Origin of the sequence: Sorangium sp. So ce836, from assembly GCF_028553905.1 — a bacterium.
Lineage (GTDB): Bacteria > Myxococcota_A > Polyangia > Polyangiales > Polyangiaceae > Sorangium > Sorangium cellulosum_D.
Window position 1 is genome coordinate 1,964,343 of record NZ_CP102233.1, and the last position, 21,310, is coordinate 1,985,652.

At 71.6% G+C, this 21,310-nt stretch carries 15 protein-coding genes; 8 read left to right on the plus strand and 7 right to left on the minus strand.

Annotated elements, in window-relative coordinates:
* Positions 1–5 precede the first annotated feature (5 nt).
* The 4 genes from NQZ70_RS07310 to NQZ70_RS07325 all read right to left on the minus strand — a co-directional run bounded on the left by NQZ70_RS07310 (position 6) and on the right by NQZ70_RS07325 (position 5,165).
* Positions 6–854 carry an SDR family oxidoreductase gene (locus NQZ70_RS07310; RefSeq protein ID WP_129573573.1) on the minus strand — a complete coding sequence of 283 codons (849 nt, stop codon included), beginning with the start codon at positions 852–854 and terminating at the stop codon, positions 6–8.
* Between the two features lie 130 nt (positions 855–984).
* Complete coding sequence (locus NQZ70_RS07315) at positions 985–3,498, minus strand: TIM-barrel domain-containing protein (protein WP_129573574.1); 2,514 nt, start codon at positions 3,496–3,498, stop codon at positions 985–987.
* 355 nt (positions 3,499–3,853) lie between these two features.
* A complete protein-coding gene (locus tag NQZ70_RS07320; RefSeq protein ID WP_129573575.1) occupies positions 3,854–4,663 on the minus strand; it encodes an SDR family NAD(P)-dependent oxidoreductase in 810 nt (269 codons plus the stop codon).
* A gap of 181 nt (positions 4,664–4,844) precedes the next feature.
* Entirely contained in the window at positions 4,845–5,165 is a 321-nt protein-coding gene (locus NQZ70_RS07325) for a hypothetical protein (RefSeq protein WP_129573576.1), read from the minus strand.
* A 453-nt stretch (positions 5,166–5,618) separates the two neighbouring features.
* Between NQZ70_RS07325 and NQZ70_RS07330 the strand changes: the two genes are divergently transcribed.
* The 4 genes from NQZ70_RS07330 to NQZ70_RS07345 are packed head-to-tail and all read left to right on the plus strand — an operon-like array spanning position 5,619 to position 10,106.
* Positions 5,619–6,521: an ABC transporter ATP-binding protein gene (locus NQZ70_RS07330; protein ID WP_272828042.1), complete on the plus strand. Its 903-nt coding sequence runs from the start codon at positions 5,619–5,621 to the stop codon at positions 6,519–6,521.
* On the plus strand, positions 6,518–7,639 hold the full coding sequence (locus NQZ70_RS07335) for an efflux RND transporter periplasmic adaptor subunit (RefSeq protein WP_129573577.1): 1,122 nt from the start codon (positions 6,518–6,520) through the stop codon (positions 7,637–7,639). The genes NQZ70_RS07330 and NQZ70_RS07335 overlap by 4 nt, the downstream gene beginning before the upstream one ends.
* Positions 7,636–8,862 carry an ABC transporter permease gene (locus NQZ70_RS07340; RefSeq protein WP_129573578.1) on the plus strand — a complete coding sequence of 409 codons (1,227 nt, stop codon included), beginning with the start codon at positions 7,636–7,638 and terminating at the stop codon, positions 8,860–8,862. The genes NQZ70_RS07335 and NQZ70_RS07340 overlap by 4 nt, the downstream gene beginning before the upstream one ends.
* Entirely contained in the window at positions 8,859–10,106 is a 1,248-nt protein-coding gene (locus tag NQZ70_RS07345; protein WP_237245117.1) for an ABC transporter permease, read from the plus strand. The genes NQZ70_RS07340 and NQZ70_RS07345 overlap by 4 nt, the downstream gene beginning before the upstream one ends.
* A 54-nt stretch (positions 10,107–10,160) precedes the next feature.
* On the opposite strand, the gene NQZ70_RS07350 is transcribed toward NQZ70_RS07345, so the two are convergent.
* Positions 10,161–11,447 carry an MFS transporter gene (locus tag NQZ70_RS07350; protein WP_129573580.1) on the minus strand — a complete coding sequence of 429 codons (1,287 nt, stop codon included), beginning with the start codon at positions 11,445–11,447 and terminating at the stop codon, positions 10,161–10,163.
* A 309-nt stretch (positions 11,448–11,756) separates the two neighbouring features.
* The gene (locus NQZ70_RS07355; protein WP_129573581.1) at positions 11,757–12,227 is read right to left on the minus strand and encodes a GNAT family N-acetyltransferase; all 471 of its coding nucleotides are present in this window, start codon (positions 12,225–12,227) and stop codon (positions 11,757–11,759) included.
* 103 nt (positions 12,228–12,330) lie between these two features.
* On the opposite strand from NQZ70_RS07355, the gene NQZ70_RS07360 reads away from it, so the two are divergent.
* The 4 genes from NQZ70_RS07360 to NQZ70_RS07375 all read left to right on the plus strand — a co-directional run bounded on the left by NQZ70_RS07360 (position 12,331) and on the right by NQZ70_RS07375 (position 15,384).
* The gene (locus NQZ70_RS07360) at positions 12,331–13,014 is read left to right on the plus strand and encodes a YqiA/YcfP family alpha/beta fold hydrolase (RefSeq protein WP_129573582.1); all 684 of its coding nucleotides are present in this window, start codon (positions 12,331–12,333) and stop codon (positions 13,012–13,014) included.
* Positions 13,015–13,228: 214 nt separating this feature from the next.
* Positions 13,229–14,038 (plus strand): alpha/beta fold hydrolase, encoded by an 810-nt coding sequence (locus NQZ70_RS07365; protein WP_129573583.1) that lies wholly within the window; start codon positions 13,229–13,231, stop codon positions 14,036–14,038.
* A gap of 82 nt (positions 14,039–14,120) precedes the next feature.
* Positions 14,121–14,648, plus strand: coding sequence for a hypothetical protein (locus NQZ70_RS07370; RefSeq protein ID WP_129573584.1), 528 nt, complete (start codon positions 14,121–14,123; stop codon positions 14,646–14,648).
* A gap of 124 nt (positions 14,649–14,772) precedes the next feature.
* Entirely contained in the window at positions 14,773–15,384 is a 612-nt protein-coding gene (locus NQZ70_RS07375) for an HAD family phosphatase (RefSeq protein WP_129573585.1), read from the plus strand.
* A 157-nt stretch (positions 15,385–15,541) separates the two neighbouring features.
* On the opposite strand, the gene NQZ70_RS07380 is transcribed toward NQZ70_RS07375, so the two are convergent.
* A complete protein-coding gene (locus NQZ70_RS07380; protein WP_129573586.1) occupies positions 15,542–21,094 on the minus strand; it encodes an AAA family ATPase in 5,553 nt (1,850 codons plus the stop codon).
* Between the last annotated feature and the right edge of the window lie 216 nt (positions 21,095–21,310).

A 21,310-nucleotide genomic window follows, 5' to 3' on the forward strand; every position in this document is an offset into this window, starting at 1 on the left:
CCCCTTCAGCCCTTGCCGTCCGGCGGAGCGCCCGGCGGGCCCTCCGGCTCGGGGATGGACCAGATGTCGCCCCAGAGCGGCTGGCCGCCGTCGATCCCGTAGACCGCGCCGGTGATGAAGTCGTTCTGGTCGCTCGCGAGGAAGACGATGAGCCGCGAGACCTCCTCCGGGGTGGCGAGGCGCTTGAGCGGGGTGGCGCGCCGCGCGAGCTCGAGGAGCTCGTCGCCGTACTGCGACGTGCCGCTCGATCGGATGTTGCTGCCGGGGGCGACGGCGTTGACGCGGATGCCGTGCGCCGCCCACTCGACGGCGAGCGACCGGGTGAGGTTCTCGACGCCCGCGCGCGCGGCGCCGGTGTGGGCCATGCCCGGGAAGCCGCGGCTCACCGACGCGGTGACGTTCACGACGCGGCCGCGCCGGGCCGGGATCATCGCCCGCCGCGCGACCTCGCGGGTCATGAAGAAGGTGCCGTTCAGGTTGTTGCGGACGACCGCCTCCCAGCCCTTCGGGGTCATGTCGACGGCCGGGCTCGGGAACTGGCCTCCGGCGTTGTTCACGAGGACGTCGATGCGGCCGAAGCGCCCGAGGACCTGGCCGACGAAGGCGGCGATCTGCTCCGGCTCGCGGATGTCGCAGGGCGCGGCGAGCACGTCGGCCTCGGCGATGCCGTCCTCGGCGAGCGCCTTCGCGGCCGCCTCGAGCTTGTCGGGCTTGCGGCCGCAGATCGCGACCTTGGCGCCGAGGGACGCGAGCTCGCGCGCGCACGCGAGGCCGATCCCGCTGCCCCCGCCCGTGACGAGGGCGACCTGATGGCCGAAGAGTCCTGGGGCGAAGATCGAGCGCGCCTGGGTCACGCTCCGCGTTTACAACGGGTCAGCGGGCGGCGCCACAAGCTGGCGGTCCCGGGGAACCCCGGCGTTCCCCCGGGGTTCCCCGGCGTTCCAGGCAGAACGGCGGCGCGGCGGGCGGCGCCCCCGGACGCGCTCACGGCCGGAGCCGGAGCACGTCCCAGCGCACGCGGCGCGCGGGGCCGCCCTTCGCGGTGAGCGTGACGTCCTCGAGCGCGATCTCCGAGCTGTCGGCGAGCTTCGAGGTGGCGCGGAGGCGCTCCACGCCGCCCTCGCTCGTCGCGAGGAAGCACGACGCGCACGCCTCGATGGTGGCCGCGCTCGCCTCCTCGAGCGCGCCCGGGTTGCCCTGCTCCGCCCCGCGCGACGCCTCGAGCGTGGTGCCGTCGGCGAGCGTCAGGCGCGCGCGCCCGCCAGGCCGGAGCGCCACCAGGACGTCGAGCCGGTCGCTCACCTGCTCGAGCGTCACCACCGACGGATCGGTCGCGGGCGCCAGCGTGTCGATGCTCGGGTCGAGCAGCGGGAGGATCTGCTCCGAGACGAGCAGGAGCGGCAGCTTCTCGAGCGGCGCCGGGATCACCTGCTCGCGGCCGCCCGCGTAGGCCGTGAGATCGTCGAGATCGACATACTCGGCGCCGGGCGGCAGCCACGCCGTCTTCGAGGTCTCGCCGCGCCGCACCACCGGCGCCACGTAGAGGGCCGGGCCCAGGTAGTACGCGTCATCGACGGACCACGCCGCCGGGTCGCGCGGGTGCAGCAGGAACGGGTGCATCGAGAGCGGCTTGCCGCTCTTCGCCGCCTCCTGGGCCAGCGTCATGAAATACGGCAGGAGGCGCGTGTGCAGGCGGGCGTACTTCGCATAGACGTCCTGGGTCTCCTGGTCGTTCCAGAGCTTCCATTTCGTCTTCTTCGTGACCGGGTTGGAGCACGCGTCCTGTTCCATCATGATCGGCGACGCGGCGCCGAGCTGGACCCACCGGAGGAAGACCTCCTTGTCGTTGGGAGCGCTGGTGATGCACTTGAACCCGGTCACGTCGCTGCCCCAGTAGGGCACGCCCGACATGGACAGGTTGAGCCCGCCGCGCACCGCCGACGGGAGCCCCTGGGTCTCGTCGAAGGTCGCCTCGGCGTCGCCGCCCCAGACCGCGGGCACGAGCGCCTGGGTCCCGCGGTAGCCCGAGCGCACGAAGAAGAGGTAATCGCCGGGGCGCTCCTCCTCCAGGAGCTCGTGCGCCGCGCGCGCCGAGAGGACCGGGAACTCGTTGTGGACCTCGGCGCCGCGGCGGCCGTCGTGGAACACGGCGTCGTGCGCCGTGTACTCGCCGAAATCGTGCATCCAGCCGTCGTACCCGAGGTCGAGCGTGCGGCGCAGGAGGTCCTTGTACCAGGCCACCGCGTCGGGGTTCGTGAGATCGACCGCGGCCACCGTGAGGAGCTGACCGGAGATGAAGGTGGTGAGCGAGGGCTCGCCGTCCGGGCCCTTCACGAGGAAGCCATGGTCCTTTGCGTAGGTGTAGTCGGCCTCGGCGTTCGGCGCGTTCTCGGCGATGTAGGGGTTGTTGTAGGCCATGACCTTGTAGCCGGCGGCGTGCAGGTCGCTCGTCCAGTGCGCGAGCTCGGCTTCGACGCCGAGGTGCGAGAGCGCGGGGAGGAAGTGGAGGGCGTCGTCGATCCCCGTGATCGGGATCTTGCGCTGGCGCATGAGGAGGTATTCGTCGACCCCGTCGATCATCGATCCTCGGTTGACGCGCCGCCGCGGGCCGAACACCCACGGCGCGGGCACGGGGGGGCGCCCGGTGTCCTCGGTGTAATCGGCGATCGCCGCGAGCGGCTCGGATCGCACGTAGATGGTGGTCGCGAACGAAGGCGCGTCGACGGCCAGCCGCCACGCGTCGCTCGCCTCGCTGCCGAGGTGGACCTCGCTCCGGAACGTGGTGTCGACGTGGACGGCGTAGCCCTGGCTCGAGAGGAAGAACGGCACGGGGAAATAGGTCATCGAGGGACCGTTCGGATACGGATTGCCCGGCCCCGCGGGCGCGTCCTCGCCCTGGCCGAGGCCGCCCTCCTCCGCCCACGCGTAGAGCGATTGGCCCCGGTGATCGACGGTCGCGAAGCGCTCGCCCAGGCCGTAGAAATGCTCGTCCTGGCGGAGCGCGAACGAGAGGCTCGTCTTGTTCAGCGCGATCGGCTCGCCCTGGTCCTCGGCCTCGCGGGCGTCGAGCGCGAGGCGGACGCGCGGGCCCTCCAGCGACACGTCGAGCGTCAGGAAGAGCCCATCGCGGGCGAGATCGAGCGTGGCGCCGTCGCTCCGCTCCGCGCGGACCGTCGCGTGGGCGGCGCGCCGCCAGGGGCCCTCGATCGGCGTGAATTCGTCCCAGCCGGGCAGGAAGCCCGCGCGGTGGACGGCCTCGTCGATCGTGGCCGCGGGGCCGCCGTAGGCGCCGTCTCCGGCCCCCTTCACGGTCGCGAGCACGGTGTTGCCCTCGGCGTCGAGGATGCGCAGCGCGAAGGGCGCGGTGTTGATCTCGACCGCGGCGTCGGGGGACTCGAACCGGAGCAGCCTGTCCTCGGGCCCCGGAGGCGCCGTGGAGCTGCACGCAGGCAGGAGCAGGGCGAAGAGGGCGAGGGGCGGAGGGAGCGGCGAACGCATAGGAGATGCCACGATACCAGAGGTCGGCGCGCTCCGACGCACACGCGACGATCCGGAGGCGCGATGAAGCGAGCGCCCCTCCACGACGCCAGGTATCTGCCCGTATTGCCGGAAGAAAAGGCCTCTCGAGCGAGCCCGCTCTCCTTACCTGTTCTCCGGAAGACGAGGTGATCTCATGAGTTGGACCACATCGATTTTCGAGGACCCGGGCTCTCGCATCTTGCGGTTCATCCCGGGGGTATGGAACAGGTAGGACAGAGCGCCGTCATGCCGGCGCCCTGCGCGCGCGGTCGTGCGCGAGCGGGAGCTCGCCGACCTGCGCCTCGTCAGCCCGCCGTGGCCGGCGCGCCCCGGATCAGTGCACCTTGCGCGTCAGCCGGGGCATAACGACGTCCTGGAGCAGCTCGGGCAGGGCTCGCTTCACCCGCCACATCCACCGGCCGTCGCGGTGGGGCACCGCGTACAGGCGGCCGGCGTCGACCGCCTCGATCGCGTGCCGCGCCACGTAGTCGGCCTGGACGCCCTTGCGCCCCATGAGCTTGCGGGCGGCCTCCCGGGTGGCCTGATCGAACCCGCGTCCGCTCTCGACGATCTGCGTCTTGAAGAAGGTCGGGCAGAGCACCGTCACGCCGGCGCCGTACGGGGCGAGCTCGAGCCGCAGCGTCTCGGAGAGGGCGACGACCCCGGCCTTGGTCACGCAGTACGAGGCGGCGCCCGGAATGGAGAGGAAGCCGGCGGCGGAGGCGATGTTCAGGAAGTGCCCGCTCCTCTGCTCCTTGAAGCGCGGCGCGAACGCGTGGCAACCGTGGATGACGCCCCAGAGGTTGACGCCCATGACCCACGCCCAGTCCTCGAGGGGGGTCTCGCCGACCTGCCCGCCCGCGGACACGCCCGCGTTGTTCACGACGAGATCGACGCCGCCGAGGGCGCGATCGGCCTCGCCCAGGAGCGCGGCGACCTCATCGCTGCGGCTCACGTCGCAGCGGACGGCGTGCGCCTCGCCGCCGGCGCTGGCGACGAGGCGCGCCGTCTCCCGGGAGCCTTCCTCGTTCAGGTCGGCGAGGAGCAGCTTCGCCTGACGGCCCGCGAGCTCGACGGCGAGCGCGCGGCCCAGGCCCGAGGCGGCGCCGGTGATGACGGCGCGGGGGTGCTTGGGGAGGGGCATGGAGCATGCGCATACCACGGAGGCTCTCGCACGCGCGAGCTTCCGGCGCGCGCAGGGAGCGGGCGCCCGCCACGGCTCGTCCCTCGCACGTCGACGACAAAACAAGGCGCCAAGCGCGCCAGAGGAAGACCGCGCTCCCCTGGCGTCCTTGACGCCTCGTCGATTCGACCGCTGGAGCGCGTCAGGCGCTGCCGCGCGTGCCGCCCTGGCCCGCGCGCCCGCCGCCGCTCAGCCGCTGACCGAGCAGCTGCTTCGCGCGCTCCGCGAGCCGCAGCTCCTCCTGCCGCACCTCGCCGAAGAAGGAGGCGAGCTCCTGATCACCTTGCTTCTGCGCGTCCTGAACGTACTTCGAATAGGTCTCTGCGCCCTGGAGAGCATGGTAGAGCACGCTGACCAGGTTGTAGTCCTTGTCGGGGACAACGCTGCTCTCGCTGCGGCCTTCCTGTAGGCCCGAGCCCTGCTGTCCCTGCGCGCCGACTCCCTGCTTCTGCTCGTTCGCCATTCCAACCTCCTCAATTCCCCCCCAGCGCGGCCGGGGCAATGCAATCGGGAGGCCGCCCAGCGGAAAGCTTGCCGCGACGACGATTCGCCGCTGCCGGCGGGATCGCGCTGCGCTGCGCGTCGCGTTCTGCCACAGCAGGCGGACGCTCGCGCAGGATTGCACCACTCGGCGATCGCGCCCCTCCCGCTCAGGCCGCCGCGGGCGCGCTCGACGCAGCCTGCGCCGGCGCTCCGGGCGCGCCGTCACTGGGCGCGCCACTGCGGGCGGTGTCGCCCTCCCGTCGCGCCCGTGCGCTTCGGTTGCTTCGCTGCCGCAGTTCGCCTACGCCTCACCCCGACGAGCGGCCCTCACGGCACGATGGCGGGAGCAACGAGCTGGGGCCTCAGGCCCGCACCGGGAGAACCCAGATCGCGCGCGCCGGGGACGCCGCGCCGTCCGCCTCCGAGGACCCCCATGTCTCCACTCGTGAAGCTCGAGGCGATCACCAAGGTCTACTGGATGGGCGAGGTGGAGGTGCAGGCGCTCCGCGGCGTCTCCCTGGAGCTCTCCCGGGGTGAGATGGTCGCCATCATGGGCGCCTCGGGGTCGGGCAAATCGACCACGCTGAACGTCATCGGCACGCTCGACCGGCCGACCGCCGGGCGGTACCTCCTCGACGACGAGCCGGTCGAGGAGCTCGACGAGGTCGAGCTCGCGCGGCTCCGCAACCGCAAGATCGGGTTCGTCTTCCAGTCGTTCAACCTCCTGCCGCGCGACAGCGCCCTCGCCAACGTCGAGCTGCCCATGGTCTACGCCGGCGTCCGCCCGGCCGATCGGCGGGAGCGGGCCGCGCGCGCCCTCGCGCGCGTCGGGCTCGCGGACCGGTCGCACCACCTGCCGAACCAGCTGTCCGGCGGCCAGCAGCAGCGCGTGGCCATCGCCCGCGCCATCGTCAACGAGCCGCCGCTGCTCCTCGCGGACGAGCCGACCGGCGCGCTCGACTCCGCCACCACCCAGCAGGTCATGGAGCTCTTCTGCGCCCTGCACGGGCAGGGCATGACGGTCGTCGTCGTCACCCACGACCCCTCGATCGCCGCGTACGCCACCCGGGTCGTCACGTTCCGGGACGGCGCCATCGTCGAGGACACCGGCCCGCGCGGCAGGCGCGTGGACGTCCCGGCGTCATCGGTTCCTGGACCGGGGTCATCGGTTCCTGGACCGGGGTCGTCGGTTCCTGGACCGGGGTCATCGGTTCCTGGACCGGGGTCATCGGTTCCTGGACCGGGGTCATCGGTTCCTGGACCGGCGTCATCGGTTCCTGGACCGGCATCGTCGCCTCCAGGCCGTGGCTCGGCGCCTCCCGGAGGCCGCTCGTGAGCGCCCGGCGGCGGCGGCGCCTCTGGCCGTGGCTCATCGCCGCCCTGGCGCTCGCCGGGGTCGGCGCCGTCGTCGTCGCCAAGGCCGGCGGCGGCCCCCCGCCCATCGACCCCGCGCTCGTCGTGACCGCGAAGCGCGGCGACCTCGCCGTCGACATCCTCGAGACCGGGCGCATCGAGGCCCGCGAGAAGGTCGAGATCAAATCCAAGGTCGCCGGCCAGGTCGCCGAGGTGCTCGCGGACGAGGGCGCCCGGATCGGAAAGGACCAGCTCCTGCTCGTGCTCGACCCGACCGACAACGCGCGCGAGGTCGCCCGCGCCGAGGCCGAGCTCGCGCGGGCAAGGGCCGCCGCCGCCTTCGCCAAGCGCGTCGTCGAGCGGCGGACCGCCGGCGTCCAGGCCAGCGTCACCCCCTCGGAGGACCTCGACCTCGCCAAGCACGAGCTCGCCGAGAAGACCATCGCCGTCCGGCTCGCCGAGGTCGCGCTGAGCGCCGCGCGGGACCAGCTCCGCTACACGAAGATCTACTCGCCCCTCGACGGCACCGTGATCCAGCGCAACATCGAGCCCGGCGAGGTCGTCACCCCGGGGGTGCAGTCGACCTTCGAGGGCAAGGCGCTGCTCACCGTGGCCGACCTCTCGACGCTCGTGGTCAAGGTGGACCTCAACCAGATCGACGTCGCCAAGGTCGCGCCCGGACAGCCGGCGACGCTGACGCTCGACGCCCTGCCCGGCAAGACGTACGCGGCCAAGGTCACAAAGATCGCGCCCGCCTCGGTGAAGCTCGAGGGGCGCGAGGTCGACGTCTTCCCGGTCGAGGCCGAGCTCTCCCAGGTCGACGACCTCATCAAGCCCGGCATGACCGCCGACGTGCGCATCCGGCTCGACAGCAGGCCCGGCGTGGTCTCCCTGCCGATCGAGGCCGTCTCCGCCGAGGGCGGCAAGCAGCTCGTCACGCGCGTCGTCGACGGGCCCGACGGCAAGCCGACCACCGAGCAGGTCGAGGTCGCGCTCGGCGCGCGCAACGACCGCGAGGTCGAGATCGTGAGCGGCGTCCCGGAGGGGGCCCGCGTGCTCATCAACCCGCCCTCCGCGGCCGAGAACGAGACGAAGATGTGAGGTGGGCCGTCTACCTCGCGATCGCCGCGAAGGCGCTCTCGGCGCACAAGCTGCGGTCGCTCCTCACCGTCCTCAGCATCACCCTCGGCGCCTTCGCGATCGTGCTCATGACCTCGCTCGCCGAGGGCGGGCTGCTCACGCTGAGCCGCGGCATCGAGCAGCTCGGCGGGGCGCGGCTCATCCTCGTCGCGCCGAAGGAGCCGGTGCGCGCCGAGCGCAAGAAGGCGATGTACGTCACCGGCTTCACCCGCAAGGACCGCGACCACCTCGCGCGCGGCATCCCCCACGTCGCCGAGCACACGCTCTACGCCATGCTCGGCTCGCGCGACGTCACCTCCGACGAGGGCGCCGAGGACCGCACCGATCTCGTCGCGGCCGACAGCGGCTTCCTCGACGCCTTCCGGATGCCCGTCGGCCGCGGCCGCGCGTTCTCCGACGAGGAGGACCGCCGCCGCGCCCGGGTCTGCGTCGCCGGCCCCAAGCTCGCCGCGCGCCTCTGGCGCGGCGACCCGATCGGCCGGTGGGTCACGGTCGGGGCCCTGCGCTGCCGCGTCATCGGCGTCCTGGCCGCGAGCGAGCGGATGGGCGTCAACTTCGGCTTCAGCTGGGACGACCTGCTCGTCGCGCCCATCGACACCGCGGCGGACGTCGAGAAGGACGTGCGCTCCTCGGCGCTCCTCGTCCTCAAGACCGACGACGTCCGCAACAACGACCCGGTGAAGCGCATCGTCAACGCGCTCCTCGTCGAGCGCCACCACGGCGTCGACGACTTCACCCTCTTCGATTTCAGCAGCATCATGCGGCAGTTCGAGGCGATGTTCGCGACGATGAAGGCGATCGTCGGCCTCATCGCCGGCGTCGCGCTGCTCATCGGCGGCGTGGGCGTGATGAACATGATGCTCGTCAGCGTCTCCGAGCGCGTGCGCGAGATCGGCATCCGCAAGGCGCTCGGGGCGGCGCCGGGCGACATCAGCGCGCAGTTCCTGTGCGAGGCGGCGCTGCTCTCCGGCGCGGGCGGCCTGCTCGGGGTCGCCGGCGGCGCGCTCGCGGCCGGGGTCGCCTCGTCGATCATCCGCCGCTTCACGCCGGCGTGGGTCGGCGCGATCTCGACGACGGCGGTGATCGCGGCGCTCCTCGTCTCCTCCGGCGTGGGCGTCGTGTTCGGGTGGCTGCCGGCGCGGCGCGCGGGCCGGCTCGACCCGGTGGCGGCGATGCGGCGATGAGGCTCGGCGACCTCCTCCACTCCACGCGCGCGGTCGTGGCCGACCGCACCCGCGCCGCGCTCACGCTGCTCGGCGTCATCATCGGCACCGGCTCGATCGTGCTGCTCGCCTCGCTCCTCGCCGGCGGCGAGGAGGCGCTGCTCCGGGCGAGCCAGCAGGCCGTGGAGGCCGACCTCATCCAGGTCCACCCCGCCGAGGTGAGCGTCAAGGACCGGCGGCGCACCCGGCGCGACCTCTCGCGGGACGACGCCCGCGCGCTCGCCGGGTCGCGCGCCCTCGGCGGCGCCTCGGCCCTGAGCGAGTCGGCGCGCCCCACCGAGGCCCGCGCCGGCCGCAAGAAGAAGCGCGTCACGCTCGTCAGCGCGACGCCGGCGGCGCCCGCGCTCTACGACCTCGAGCTCGCGGCGGGCCGGTTCCTCGGCGAGGCGGATCTCGCGGGGCGGCGGCGCGTGTGCGTCGTCGGCCACGAGGTCTGGGCCGAGCTCTTCGGCGGCCCTCCCGCGCGGGCCGCGCAGGCCGAGCCGGTCCACATGACGGCCGACGGCCACGTGTGGACCGTGGTCGGCGTGCTCAAGGACCGGCCGATCCTCGGCTCCACGGACGACACGAACATCTGGAACCGCAAGGTCCTCGTCCCGGAGACGACCTACGACGCGCTGTACGCGCCGGCGCACAGGACCGAGCGCATCTACGTCCGGCAGGATCCGCTCGCGGCCGTCCGGTCGCCGCTGGCCGCGCTCCGCGGGGTCATCGACGCGACGCTCCTGCGCCGCCACCACGGGGTGAAGAACTTCAAGATCGAGGACAAGGACAGCCACGCCCAGGAGATGCTCGTCCTCGACATCATCAAGATGCTGCTGCTCAGCACCGGCGTGGTCGCGCTGATCGTGGGGGGCATCAACATCATGAACATCATGCTGGTGACCGTGACCGAGCGGACGCGGGAGATCGGCGTCCGCCGCGCGGTCGGCGCCTCGCCCCGCGCCATCCTGTTGCAGTTCCTGTGCGAGGCGGCGGCCGTCTCGCTGCTCGGGGGCGCGCTCGGCGTCCTCTCGGGCGTGGGCCTGTCGTGGCTCGCCGGCGCGCTGCTCGCGCAGCTGGTCGGCCGCTGGGCCTTCCACGTGGAGGTCTGGTCGATCGCCCTCGGCCTCGGCCTCTCCGTCACGATCGGCGTGGTGTTCGGCTTCTACCCGGCCTACCGCGCCGCGCGCCTCGATCCGATCGAGGCGCTCCGCGCGGAGTAGCGCTCCCGCCCGGCGGGCCGCGAGGCGCGATGCGCCGCGGCCTCGCGCCCACCCTCACGTCGCGGCGGCGGCCTCCGGCTCCCCGGCCCGGGCTTCGCTCTCCTCGGTGTCGCGCTTCGCGTGCGGGAAGCGGTCCATGCGGCTCAGCACGGGGAAGGCGAGGGCCCACAGCGCGGCGACCACGACGGTGGCGCCGCCGCCGAGGAGGATGGCGGGGAGCAGGCCGAGCCAGCCGGCGGTGAGGCCGGACTCGAACTCTCCGAGCTCGTTCGAGGCGCCGATGAACACCGCGTTGACCGCGCTCACCCGCCCGCGGATCGCGTCCGGCGTCTCGAACTGCACGAGGATGTGGCGGATATAGACGCTCACCATGTCGCCAGCGCCGACGAGGAACAGGGCGACGAGCGCGGCGGTGAAGCTGTGCGTCTGCCCGAGGCCGATCGTGGCGAGCCCGAACACCGCGACGCCGCCGAACATCCAGCGGCCGACGTGCCGCGTGATCGGCCGGAAGGCGAGGACGCCGGCGGTGAGCGCGGCGCCCACGGCCGGCGCGGTGCGGAGCATGCCGAGGCCGGTCGGCCCGGCGTGGAGCACGTCGCGCGCGTACGCGGGCAGGAGCGCGACCGCGCCGCCGAACAGCACGGCGAACAGGTCGAGCGAGATCGCGCCGAGCACGGCCGGCCTCGACCACACGAAGCGCAGCCCCTCCAGCACCGCGTCGAGCGACGCCGGCTCGCTCCGCCTGGCCTGCTGGGTCGCGCGCGCGAGGCCCATGAGCAGGAGGGAGGCGAGGAGCAGCGCCGCAACGATCGCGTACACGATCGTCGACCCGGCGAGGTAGAGGAGCCCGCCGAGCGTCGGCCCGACGATGACCGCGACATGGAAGCTCGACGAGCTGAGCGCGACCGCCTTGCTGAAGCTGTCGGCCGGCACCAGGTTCATCAGGATCGCCTGCTGCGCCGGCATCATGAAGGCGCGCGCGCTGCCGAACAGCACCAGCACCGCGAACACGGGCCACACCACCGTGAGGCCCGACAGCGTGAACGCGAGCAGCAGCAGGGAGCAGAGGAGCTCCACCCCGAGGCCGACCGTGATGATGCGGCGCCGGTCGAACCGGTCCGCCGCCTGCCCGGCGACGAGGATCAGGGCGAAGAACGGCGCGAACTGGGCGAGGCCGATGAGGCCGAGATCGAAGACGTCGCCGGTGATCGCGTAGACCTGCCAGCCGATCGCGACGCTCTGCATCTGCACCGCGATCGCGGAGAGCAGCCTCGACGCGAGGTAGAACGAGAAGCTCCGGTGGCGCAGCACGCCGAGCCCGGTGAGTTGGTTGGAGGACATTCGACGCCTGCGGCGACCCTCGATGGGCAGTGTGGGCTCACGCTCGATGAGCAACAGCGCATGTCGCGACCGAGCCCGGGAGCCGCGCCACCGACACGAGCGTGCGCCGCTCCAGCAACACCCGCGCCACGGCGCGCGTCCCGAGGGCCGCGCGCCCGCGATCGACGCAGGATCCGCGGCCGCTGCTGCCCTGGCAGCAGCCGGTGCTGCTCCGCTGCGCCCCCACGAGCAGCGCGCGGGCACCGCGCACGACGCGGCGCCCGCGCGCCGCGCCGCTCCACCGCGGACGATCGGCGGGCGGCGAGCACGTCAGCCCTGGGCGAGCCTGGCGAGCGCCTCGCCCGTGAGGCGGTAGACGGTCCAGTCGTCCATGGGCCTGGCGCCGAGCTTCCGGTAGAAGCCGATGGCGGGCTCGTTCCAGTCGAGCACGGACCACTCGAACCGCCCGCAGCCGCGCTCGACCGCGAGCCTCGCCAGGTGCACGAGGAGGGCCTTGCCGTGGCCTGCTCCGCGGTGCTCGGGGAGCACGAAGAGGTCTTCGAGGTAGATCCCGGGCTTGCCGAGGAAGGTGGAGAAGCTCTGGAAGAACAGGGCGAAGCCGACCGCGACCCCGTCCGCCTCGGCCAGGACGACCTCCGCCGCGGGCCTCGGGCCGAAGAGGTGCGCCGCGAGCTCCTTCTCGTCGAAGACGACCTCGTGCGCGAGCCGCTCGTACTCGGCGAGCATCCGGATGAGGCGGGCGATGGTGGGGATGTCGGCGGCGGTGGCGGGGCGGATCATGGCGTCTCCGGCGGGTCATAACGCATCGCCCTGCCGGAGCGGAAGGGCCGCGCGGCGCGGCTTGCCGCTCGCCGCGCGCTCGCCCTAGGCTCTCCGCACCTCGATGAGCACGACACCGCCCTCCGCCGTCGGCCCGCGCTGGCTCTACCTGCACGGCTTCGCCTCGGGCCCGCGCTCGACCAAGGGCGTCCAGATCGCCGCGCACTACGAGCGGCGCGGGGTCGCCGTCGAGCGGCTCGACCTGCGGGTGCCCTCGCTCGAGCGCCTGCGCCTCAGCGCGATGATCGACGCCGTGAAGCAGGCGCTCGGCGGAGCGCGCGAGCGGGCCGTGGTGATGGGGTCGAGCCTCGGGGGCCTCACCGCGTGCCGCGTCGCCGAGGAGGACGCGCGGGTGTGCGCGCTGGTGCTGCTCGCGCCGGCGTTCCGGATCATCGAGCGATGGCGGCGGCGGCTCGGCGAGGAGGCCTTTCGGGCATGGGAGGAGCGGGGGTGGCTCGAGGTCGACGATTACGCCGAGAAGCGGCGGGCCCGGGTGGACTTCGGCTTTGCGCGCGACGCGGCCGAGGTGGATGACCGCTCGGGCGGCTGGCCCGACGTGCGGGTCCCGACGCTGATCGTCCACGGCCGGAACGACGAGGTGGTGGACATCGATCTCTCGCGGACGTTCGCGGCGGGGAAGCGCCATGTCCGGCTCGTCGAGGTGGACGACGGCCACGAGCTCGTGGCCTCGATTCCGCGCATCCTCCGCGAGTCAGACGAGTTCCTGCGCTGCTTTCTCGGGAGCTGACGAGCGCGCTCCTCACGGCATCTCGGCACCAGGGGACGCGGAGTGCTGAACGTCTGCTCAGCGGAATCGCGTCGTCGCGCCGTCCGCCGGTTTCCTCGTCAGGCGAGTCGCATCGTACGCGCGAAGGGCACAGCTATCAAGAGTGGAGTGCTTCGCCTATCCCTCCGGTGCATCCGGCTGCGGATTGGCCGCGGCCGAGCGATCGGAGGAGCGAATGGAGACTGCGCCGGCCATCGGGCGGACCGCGTCCGTCAACGGCATCGACCTGTACTACGAGCTTCGCGGCGAGGGGCCGCCGCTCGTGCTGCTTCACGGCTTCACCGGGGTGGGCGGCGACTGGGGCCACGTGTTCGACCTCGCCGAGCTGGGGCGCGATCACCGCGTCATCGTCCCCGATCTGCGCGGGCACGGCCGGTCGACGAACCCGACCGGCGCTCTGACCATCCGCCAGTGCGCCCTCGACGTCTTCGCCCTCCTCGACCACCTCGGGGTGACGACGTTCCGGGCCATAGGCCTCAGCCTCGGCGCCAAATCCCTGCTGCACCTGGCCACGCAGCAGCCGGAACGCGTGGAATCGATGGTCCTCGTGTCCGCGGCTCCGTACTTCCCCGAGCAGGCGAGGGCGATCATGCGGCAGGTCTCCGACGAGGGTCGATCGGAGGGGGAATGGGAGGAGATGCGGGGCCGCCACAAGCTCGGCGACGCGCAGATACGGGCGCTGTGGCGTCAGCCGAGGCGCTTCGCCGAGAGCCACGACGACATGAGCTTCACGCCTCCTTACCTGTCGACCATCGCCGCGCGGACGATGATCGTGAGCGGCGACAGCGATCCCCTCTATCCCGCCGAGATCGCCCTGGAGATATACCGCGCCATCCCGCGCTCCTGCCTGTGGCTCGTGCCGAACGGCGGACACGGGCCCATCTTCGGCGCGTGGAAGGAGCCGTTCGCCCGCGCGGCGCTGGGCTTCCTGCGCGGCGAGCAAGGCGAGCAGGCGGCCCTCCCCGGCGGGGATCGCCGCACGTGACGCGGCCGGGATCGCGCCTCCGAGGCTCCACGCGTTCTCCGGGGGCCGCGCGCCGCCGAGGCGTGCTAGAAGGGGGGCGCACATGAGCAGGATCTCCGAGCGCGCGTTTGCCGAGATGGTCGAGGCGGGGTGTCCCTCGTGCGGAGGACGGCGGCTCAACCTGCGCTCGTATGTCGACGGGCTCGTGCCGCTCATGGAGGGCGAGCCCGTGGGCCCGGTCAAGTGGGTCTACAAGGGCGAGATGTTCGTCGACGGGCTGTACGAGATCGCGTGCGGCGCGTGCCAGCACCTCCTGTTCACGGACGACCGCTGCCCGCGGTGCCACGCCGAAGGCGGCCTCGCGCGCGGGCTCACGACGACCAACGCGTACGCCGTGCCGGAGCGGTGCCCGCGGTGCGAGCACATCGAGGTGCGCTTCATCGCGTTCGTGCCAGCGCGCGTGAAGTACGAGGGAAAGCGCGCGGACAAAGCACAGACGAGCGTCGAGCTGCACGACCCCGGGTTCCACGGCTATCGCGTCGACTGCAAGGACTGCGGCAAGATCGCCGAGCGCACGGACGCGTGCCCGATCTGCGAGAGCCCCGCGCCGATCCGGGCGCGCTTCAGCTGAACCAGGTATTGGTCAGGCGGACCGCAGAAAGAACGCCGTCGGAGCCCGTTCCAACCAGCCCCGCCTCGTTCCCCTGCTCTGTGGCGGTGGCAGGGAGAAGGTCGATAGGGTAGGGTGGCGACCCATGCCTGGGCTCGTGTTCCCCTCCGGGTCGTTCGCTGCCTACCTCTTCGACTGCGATGGGACGATCGCGGACTCGATGCCGATTCATCATCGGGCTTGGCTCGAGGCGCTCGCCCCGCATGGATGCGAGTTCACCGACGAGGACTTCTACGGCTGGGCGGGTATGACGACCGACCGGATCGTCGAGCTCCTGAACCGGAAGTACGGGCTACGGATGCCGGTGGCCGAGGTCTTCGAGGCGAAGGAAGCGGCGTATCGCCGGCTGCTGCCGGGCGTGCGCGGCGTGCCCGAGGTCGTGACCGCGCTCCGCGACCCTCCCCCGCGCACGAAGCGCGCCGTCGTCTCGGGGAGCCCGCGCGCGTCGGTGGAGAAGACGCTCGAGTTCCTGGGGCTCCGCGGGTACGTCGACGAGATCGTCGCGGCGGAGGACTATGCGCGGCCCAAGCCGGCGCCCGAACCGTTCCTTACGGCGGCAACGCGCCTCGGCGTCGAGCCGGCGCGTTGCCTGGTCTTCGAGGACGCCGTGCTGGGGATCGAGTCCGCGCGGGCCGCGGGCATGCAGTGGGTCCTCGTCGATCCCCGGGCGCTCCGCGCCGGGCGGCCGGATCCTTGATCCATTCGCGCGCTCGGAGACGGGGCTCTCGGTCGATAGCACCTCGGGTCAGAAATCCCGCCAGGATCTCTGCGTGACGGTGTGCGGGATCAGACGCTCGCTGTCGGCGGCTACCGATACCGCGGTCTATCACGCACGAAGCCGCTCGAGGCAACCGCTACGACGACAAATCCCCCGCGCGCTCGGTCGAGAGCGGCAGCTCGACGCAGAAGGTCGAGCCCCGGCCGACCTCGCTCGACACGCGGATTCGGCCGCCGTGCGCCTCGACGATGGTGCGGGTGATGTAGAGGCCGAGCCCGAGCCCCCCGAAATGCTTCGACGAGACGCCGCGGCGAAATCGTTGGAAGAGCTGCGCCTGCACTTCGGCCGGGATCCCGATCCCTCGGTCCGTCACCGAGAGCCGCGCGACCCGATCTTCCCGGGTGATGGCGATGTCGATCGGCTGGCGTTCCCCGAACTTGATCGCGTTGGTGAGGAGGTTGGTCACGACCTCCTCCAGGCGGTGCGGGTCCCACCGGCCGATGACCGGCTGCTCCGCGCGCACGGCGACCGCGCTGCCTGACTGCGCGATCTGATGGCCGAGGAGGGCGACGACCTCGTCCACGAGCGCGCGCAGCTCGACGGGCGCCGTGTACAGCTCGAGCCTCCCCGCCTGGATCCGGGAGACGTCGAGGAGCATATCGACGAGGTCGGTGAGGCGCTTGACCTGGCGGCAAGAGAGGGCGACCGCGGATCGCACGCGCTCGACGTCCATGCCCCGCGCGAGCCTTTGCGCCAGCGATTGAATGGCGAGCTGCAGGCTGGTGAGCGGGGTGCGGAGCTCGTGCGAGGCGACAGAAAGGAACTCGTCCCGCAGGTGCACGGCCTCCTCCGCTGCCGTGCGCGCCCGCCGCTCGTCCAGGAGGAGCTGATCGCGCTGCTGCTCGGCGCGCACGCGCGCGGTGATGTCGCGGAAGCTCCAGACCCGCCCGACCACGCGCCCGCCGAGGCGCTGGGGCTGCGAATAACGCTCGAAGACGCGCCCGTCCGCGAGCGGGATGGTATCGACGCTGGACTCCTCGGGCGAGGCATAGAGAGCGCGGATTTTTTGCAGGAACGCCTCGGGATCGAGGACCTGGTCGGAGGTGAACGTACGGAACGTGTCGTCCGACCCGGCGGAGATGATCTCGTCCGGGATGCGCCACATCGCCGCGAACCTGTGATTCTGACGCACGACGTGCTGCTCGTCGTCGACGACGAGGATGCCGTCCGCCGTCGATTCGAGCGTGGCCTCGAGGAGCGAGTAGGAATGGCGGAGCACCTCCTCGGCGCGCCGTCGCTCCGCGTTCTCCTGCTGCAGATCCGCATAGAGGCGCGCATTCTCGATGGAGCTGGCCGCCTGGGCCGAAAGGAGCCGGATCACCTCGACGCGATCGGGGGTGAAGGCAGAGCGGGTGAGGTCGTTTTCGAGATAGATCACGCCGGCGAGGCGGCCCTTGTAGACGATGGGCGCGGCGAGCGAGGAGCGCGGCGCACCGCCGGCGAAGCAGGGATCGCGCCCGAACGGCCCGTCGATCGCGAGGTCGCCGAGCAGGACGGTCTCGCGCGTCCGCGCCACGTACGTGACGACGCTGGCCGGCAGGTCCTTGCGGTCCTCGAGGGGCGCCGCGCCGAGCACGTGGACCGACGCATCCCGGATGTGGTGCTCGGCCTCGACGACGAGCCGTCCGTCACGCAGGAGCAGGAGGACGCCGCGCCGCGCGCCGGCGTTCTCGACCATGATGCGCATGAGCGCGTCGAGCAGGCGGTCGAGGACGATCTCGCCCGAGATGGCTTGGGAGGCTTTGAGCACCGAGCCGACGTCGAGCGCGGCGCCGGCCTGCGGGCTCCTCTCGCCGCGGAGGCTCTCGCCCGGGACGAGGTCGGGGTACGCGTGCTCGAGGCGCCGCATCGCCTCCGTCGCGCCCCAGCGGCCGTACGCCCTGTGCGCCTTGGTCAGGTAGGCGCCGGCGATGGTCTCCTTGCCGAGCGCGCGGAAGCAGAGGCCCGCGAGCTCGTTGCCGAGCGCCTCGTCGTGGAGATAGCCGCCGCGCTGCGCGAGCGCGATCGCCTCGTCGTAGCGGTCCCCGGCGGCGCGCGCGTCGCCGCGGGCGCGCTCGAGCTCGGCGAGGAGGAGGGCGCGGCGGTGCGCCAGGTTCTCCGGGCAGAGGTCCGCCCAGCGCGAGAGTTTTTCGGCGGAGACCTCGGCGCGGGCGAGGAAGAGCGCGCGCTCCTCTGGGGAGACGACGTCCGCCGCCTGCGTGAACGCGATGCCTGCGTAGCAATGGAACGCGGGGGTGCCATGCCAGGCCGCCACGGCCGGGATTTCGATGTTCGGCAAGAGCGCAGCGCGCGCCGCTTCCTCGAACGCCCCCTGGAAGACGCAGAGGACGACGATGTAGAAGTGGGCGAAGAAGAACGAGGCCTGGTTGTCGATGCGGCGGGACTCCCCGATCACCTCGTCGATATCGACCCACGCCCCCTTGAGCGTGGCGGGGTGCTCGGTCTCGACCGAGAGCTGGTGCGCCATCTGTCCGACCGCGCCGACCATCCAGGTGATGGCATTGAACTCGTCGAGCTTGCGCATCGGCTGGTAGCTCTGCGCCTCGGCGAGGAGGTCGGAGAGCGGGAGGCCGCGCAGGAGGCTGTTCGTGATGCCATTGACCGTGTTGTAGAACGACCAGATGTACTGGCCCGTTTCGAGCCCGGCGTGCATCCCGGCGACCAGCGACGCCTTGCAGGTGGCGTAGCCCTCTCGCCAATGCTGCACGAAGGCGCCCCACATATTGCGGAGCATCGCCTCGGACTTCTTGTCCGTGTAGCGGTCCGCGAGGTCGACGGCGGCGCGGCCGAAGCGGTAGCCGAGCGCGATGTCGCCGCGGGCGCAGAGGAGCATCCCGAAGTTCATGCAGCCGAAGATCGAGTTCTTCGAGAGCCCGTGGCGCAGCGTGTTCTCGAGGATCTGTGCGACCGTGATGCCGAGGTTGTTCGTGGCCAGGAAGTAGCAGGGGAGAAAGAGCTCCTGGAGCACGTCCTGCATGGCGAGGATCTCCGGGTCCGCGAGCGGCGGCAGGCCTGGCAGCGCCTCGATCGTCCTTTCCCGGACGAGATCCATCGTCGCCCGCACCTGGGCGTCGAGCATGACTTCGTCCGGGAATGGAGGCAGGTCGATCCCGAACGGGCGCAGGGCCTCCAGCCCCTCCGCGAGCGCGGCTGGCAGGTCGTTCTTGAGCACCTGCACGTTCATCTTGAGCCGCAGCACCTCGGTGCGATCGAGCCGGCTCGCGGCCCGCTCCAGGCCATCGGCGAGGATCGCGAGGGCGTCGTCATGCCGGCCGCAGAGCGAGAGCATCAGGGCGGTTCTCTTCGCGTAATCGAGGCGGAGCGGGTACTGTGACGCCCAGGCGTCCTCCGGAAGGCGTAGGAGGCCGAGCTGCAGGTAGCGCAACGCGGCGCCGAAGGCGGCCGAGTCCTCGGCGCGGCATGCGGCCTCGAGGCTCATGCGGGCGAGGTGCAGGCGCTCCGCGGGGTCCGACACGAGGTCGCCTGCGCTGTTCATGTGGCGGACGACGTCGAAGAGGCTCTGGCTCTCCGAGAGGTCTAGCTTGCCCGCGAGCAGCCGGCCGATCCGGAGGTGGGAGGCGGGTCGGTCCACCTCCGGGATCATCGCGTAGGCGCCCTCCTGGACCTTGTCATGGGCGAAGCGGTAGCCGCCGCGCCCGGCGATCACGAGCCCCTCGCTCACGGCGAGATCGAGGCGGGCGTACGCGTCTTCCGTCGAGCACTCGTTCACCGCGGCGAGCACGTCGAGGTCGAACCGGTTGCCGATCGCCGCGGCGAGGTTGAGCGCCTTCACCGTCGCCGGCGGCAGGCGCGCGATGGTGCGCACCATGAGGTCTGCGACGTTGTCCGTGTACCGGAGCGCGTCGATCGCGGCGAGGTCCCAGCGCCAGCCTGATCCGGCTGCGTACGCGAGGACGCCGTGGTCGTGCAGCGACCGGACGAACTCCTTGACGAAGAACGGGTTGCCGCCGGTCTTCTTCTGCACCGCATCGGCGAGCGGCCCACAGTCGCTGCGCTTGAGGCTATCCGAGAGCATCTCGATCAGGTGCAGGCGCGCGAGCGGGGCGAGGACGATGTTGCGCACGACGAGCCCGGCTTGCTTGAGCTCCTCGATCGCCACGACGAACGGGTGCCCGGGCGATACCTCGTTGTCACGGTAAGCGCCGCAGAAAAAGAGCGCATCGAGCGAGTCGTCGGCGAGGAGCGCGCGGAGCAGCACGAGGCTCGCGGGGTCGATCCACTGAAGATCGTCGAGGAACAGGACGAGCGGGTGCGTGCGCCGCGCGCACACCGAGACGAACAGCAAGAAGCACCGGTTCAGGCGGTTTTGCGCCTCGATCGGGCCGAGCGCTGGGACGGGCGGCTGCGGGCCGATCACGTGACAGAGCGACGGGATGACGTCGCAGACGACCTGCGCGTTCGGCCCGAGCGCCTCTAGGAGCGCGCTCCGAAAGCGGAGGATGCGCGCATCGCTCTCGGTGAGGATCTGCCGCACGAGGCCGTCGAACGCCTGGATCACCGCGCTGTAGGGCGCGCCGCGGTTGTATTGGTCGTATTTGCCGCTCGTGAAATAGCCCTTCTGCCGCGCGAGTGGCTTCAAGATCTCGTGCACGAGCGAGGACTTCCCGATCCCCGAGTAGCCGGAGACGATGACGATCTCACGGCTGCCCTCGAGCGCGCGCTCGAACGCGGCGGTGAGCGTCTCGATGTCATGCTCGCGGCCGTAGAGCTTCTGGTGGATCCGGAAGAGGTCCTGACGATCGCGCTGGCCCGCGACGAAGGGCTCGATCGTCCCCGTGCCGCGCAGGGCCTCGCGGCAGCGATCGAGGTCGGCGAGCAGGCCCTCGGCGCTCTGGTAACGCTCCTCGGCGTTCTTCGCGAGCAGCTTGAGCACGACGTCGGAAACGGCCTCGGGGATGGCCGGATCGACGCGGGACGGCGGCGCGGGCGCGAGGGCGAGGTGCGCGTGAATGAGCTCCATCGGGTCCAGGGCCTCGAAGGGGCGCTGACCCGTGAGCATCTGGTACAGGATGACGCCGAGCGCGTAGAGGTCGGTCCGGTAGTCGACGCCGCGGTTCATGCGGCCTGTCTGCTCGGGGGAGACGTAGGGCAGCACCTCGGCGATGACCGCCGGCGCGTAGAGCCGTTCGTGCGCGCGGGTGATCTCGGCGTCGACGCCGAAGCCATTGATCTTGACCGCGCCGTGCGCGCCGACGAGCACGTTCTGCGGGCGCAGATCGCGGTGGACGAGCCCGGCCGCGTGCACCGCGGCGAGACCTTCTGCGAGCGCGGCCGCGAGATCGAGCGCCTCGCCGACCGGCATCCTGCGTGACGGGCGCGCGGCGAGGATCCGCGCGAGATCGCGGCCCGGGAAGTCGTCGAGGACGACGATCAAGGAGCCGGCGAGCGCCTCGATGCCGCGCAGCGCGACGAGGCGGGGCGAGGCGAGGCGCGCGACGCGCTCGTACTGGTGCTTGAAGCGCGCGACCTCGGCGCCGGTCGATCTTTCCGCGCGCAGGATTTTCAGCAAGACCGGGACGCTGTCGCCTTCGCGGCATGCGCGGTACAGGGTGAAATCGACGGTTTCCTCGATCTTCTCGCGGAGCAGGTAGCCTCTCTCGACGATCATCGCAAACCTTGCTCGCTCGCCCGTTAAGGCGACGCACTGCGACCAGCTAATTTTATATCCCAAAGGGTGTGACTTGGCACCGGGGGAGTTTGGATCACGCCCAGTTCGTGCGACTCTTGGGTGTGCAGGCGCGTGAGGTCGTCAGGACACTCCGAACGCCGCCCTGGAGTCTGGACGCTCGGCGCACCCCTTGGCGGCCAGGGGTCTCATGGGAGG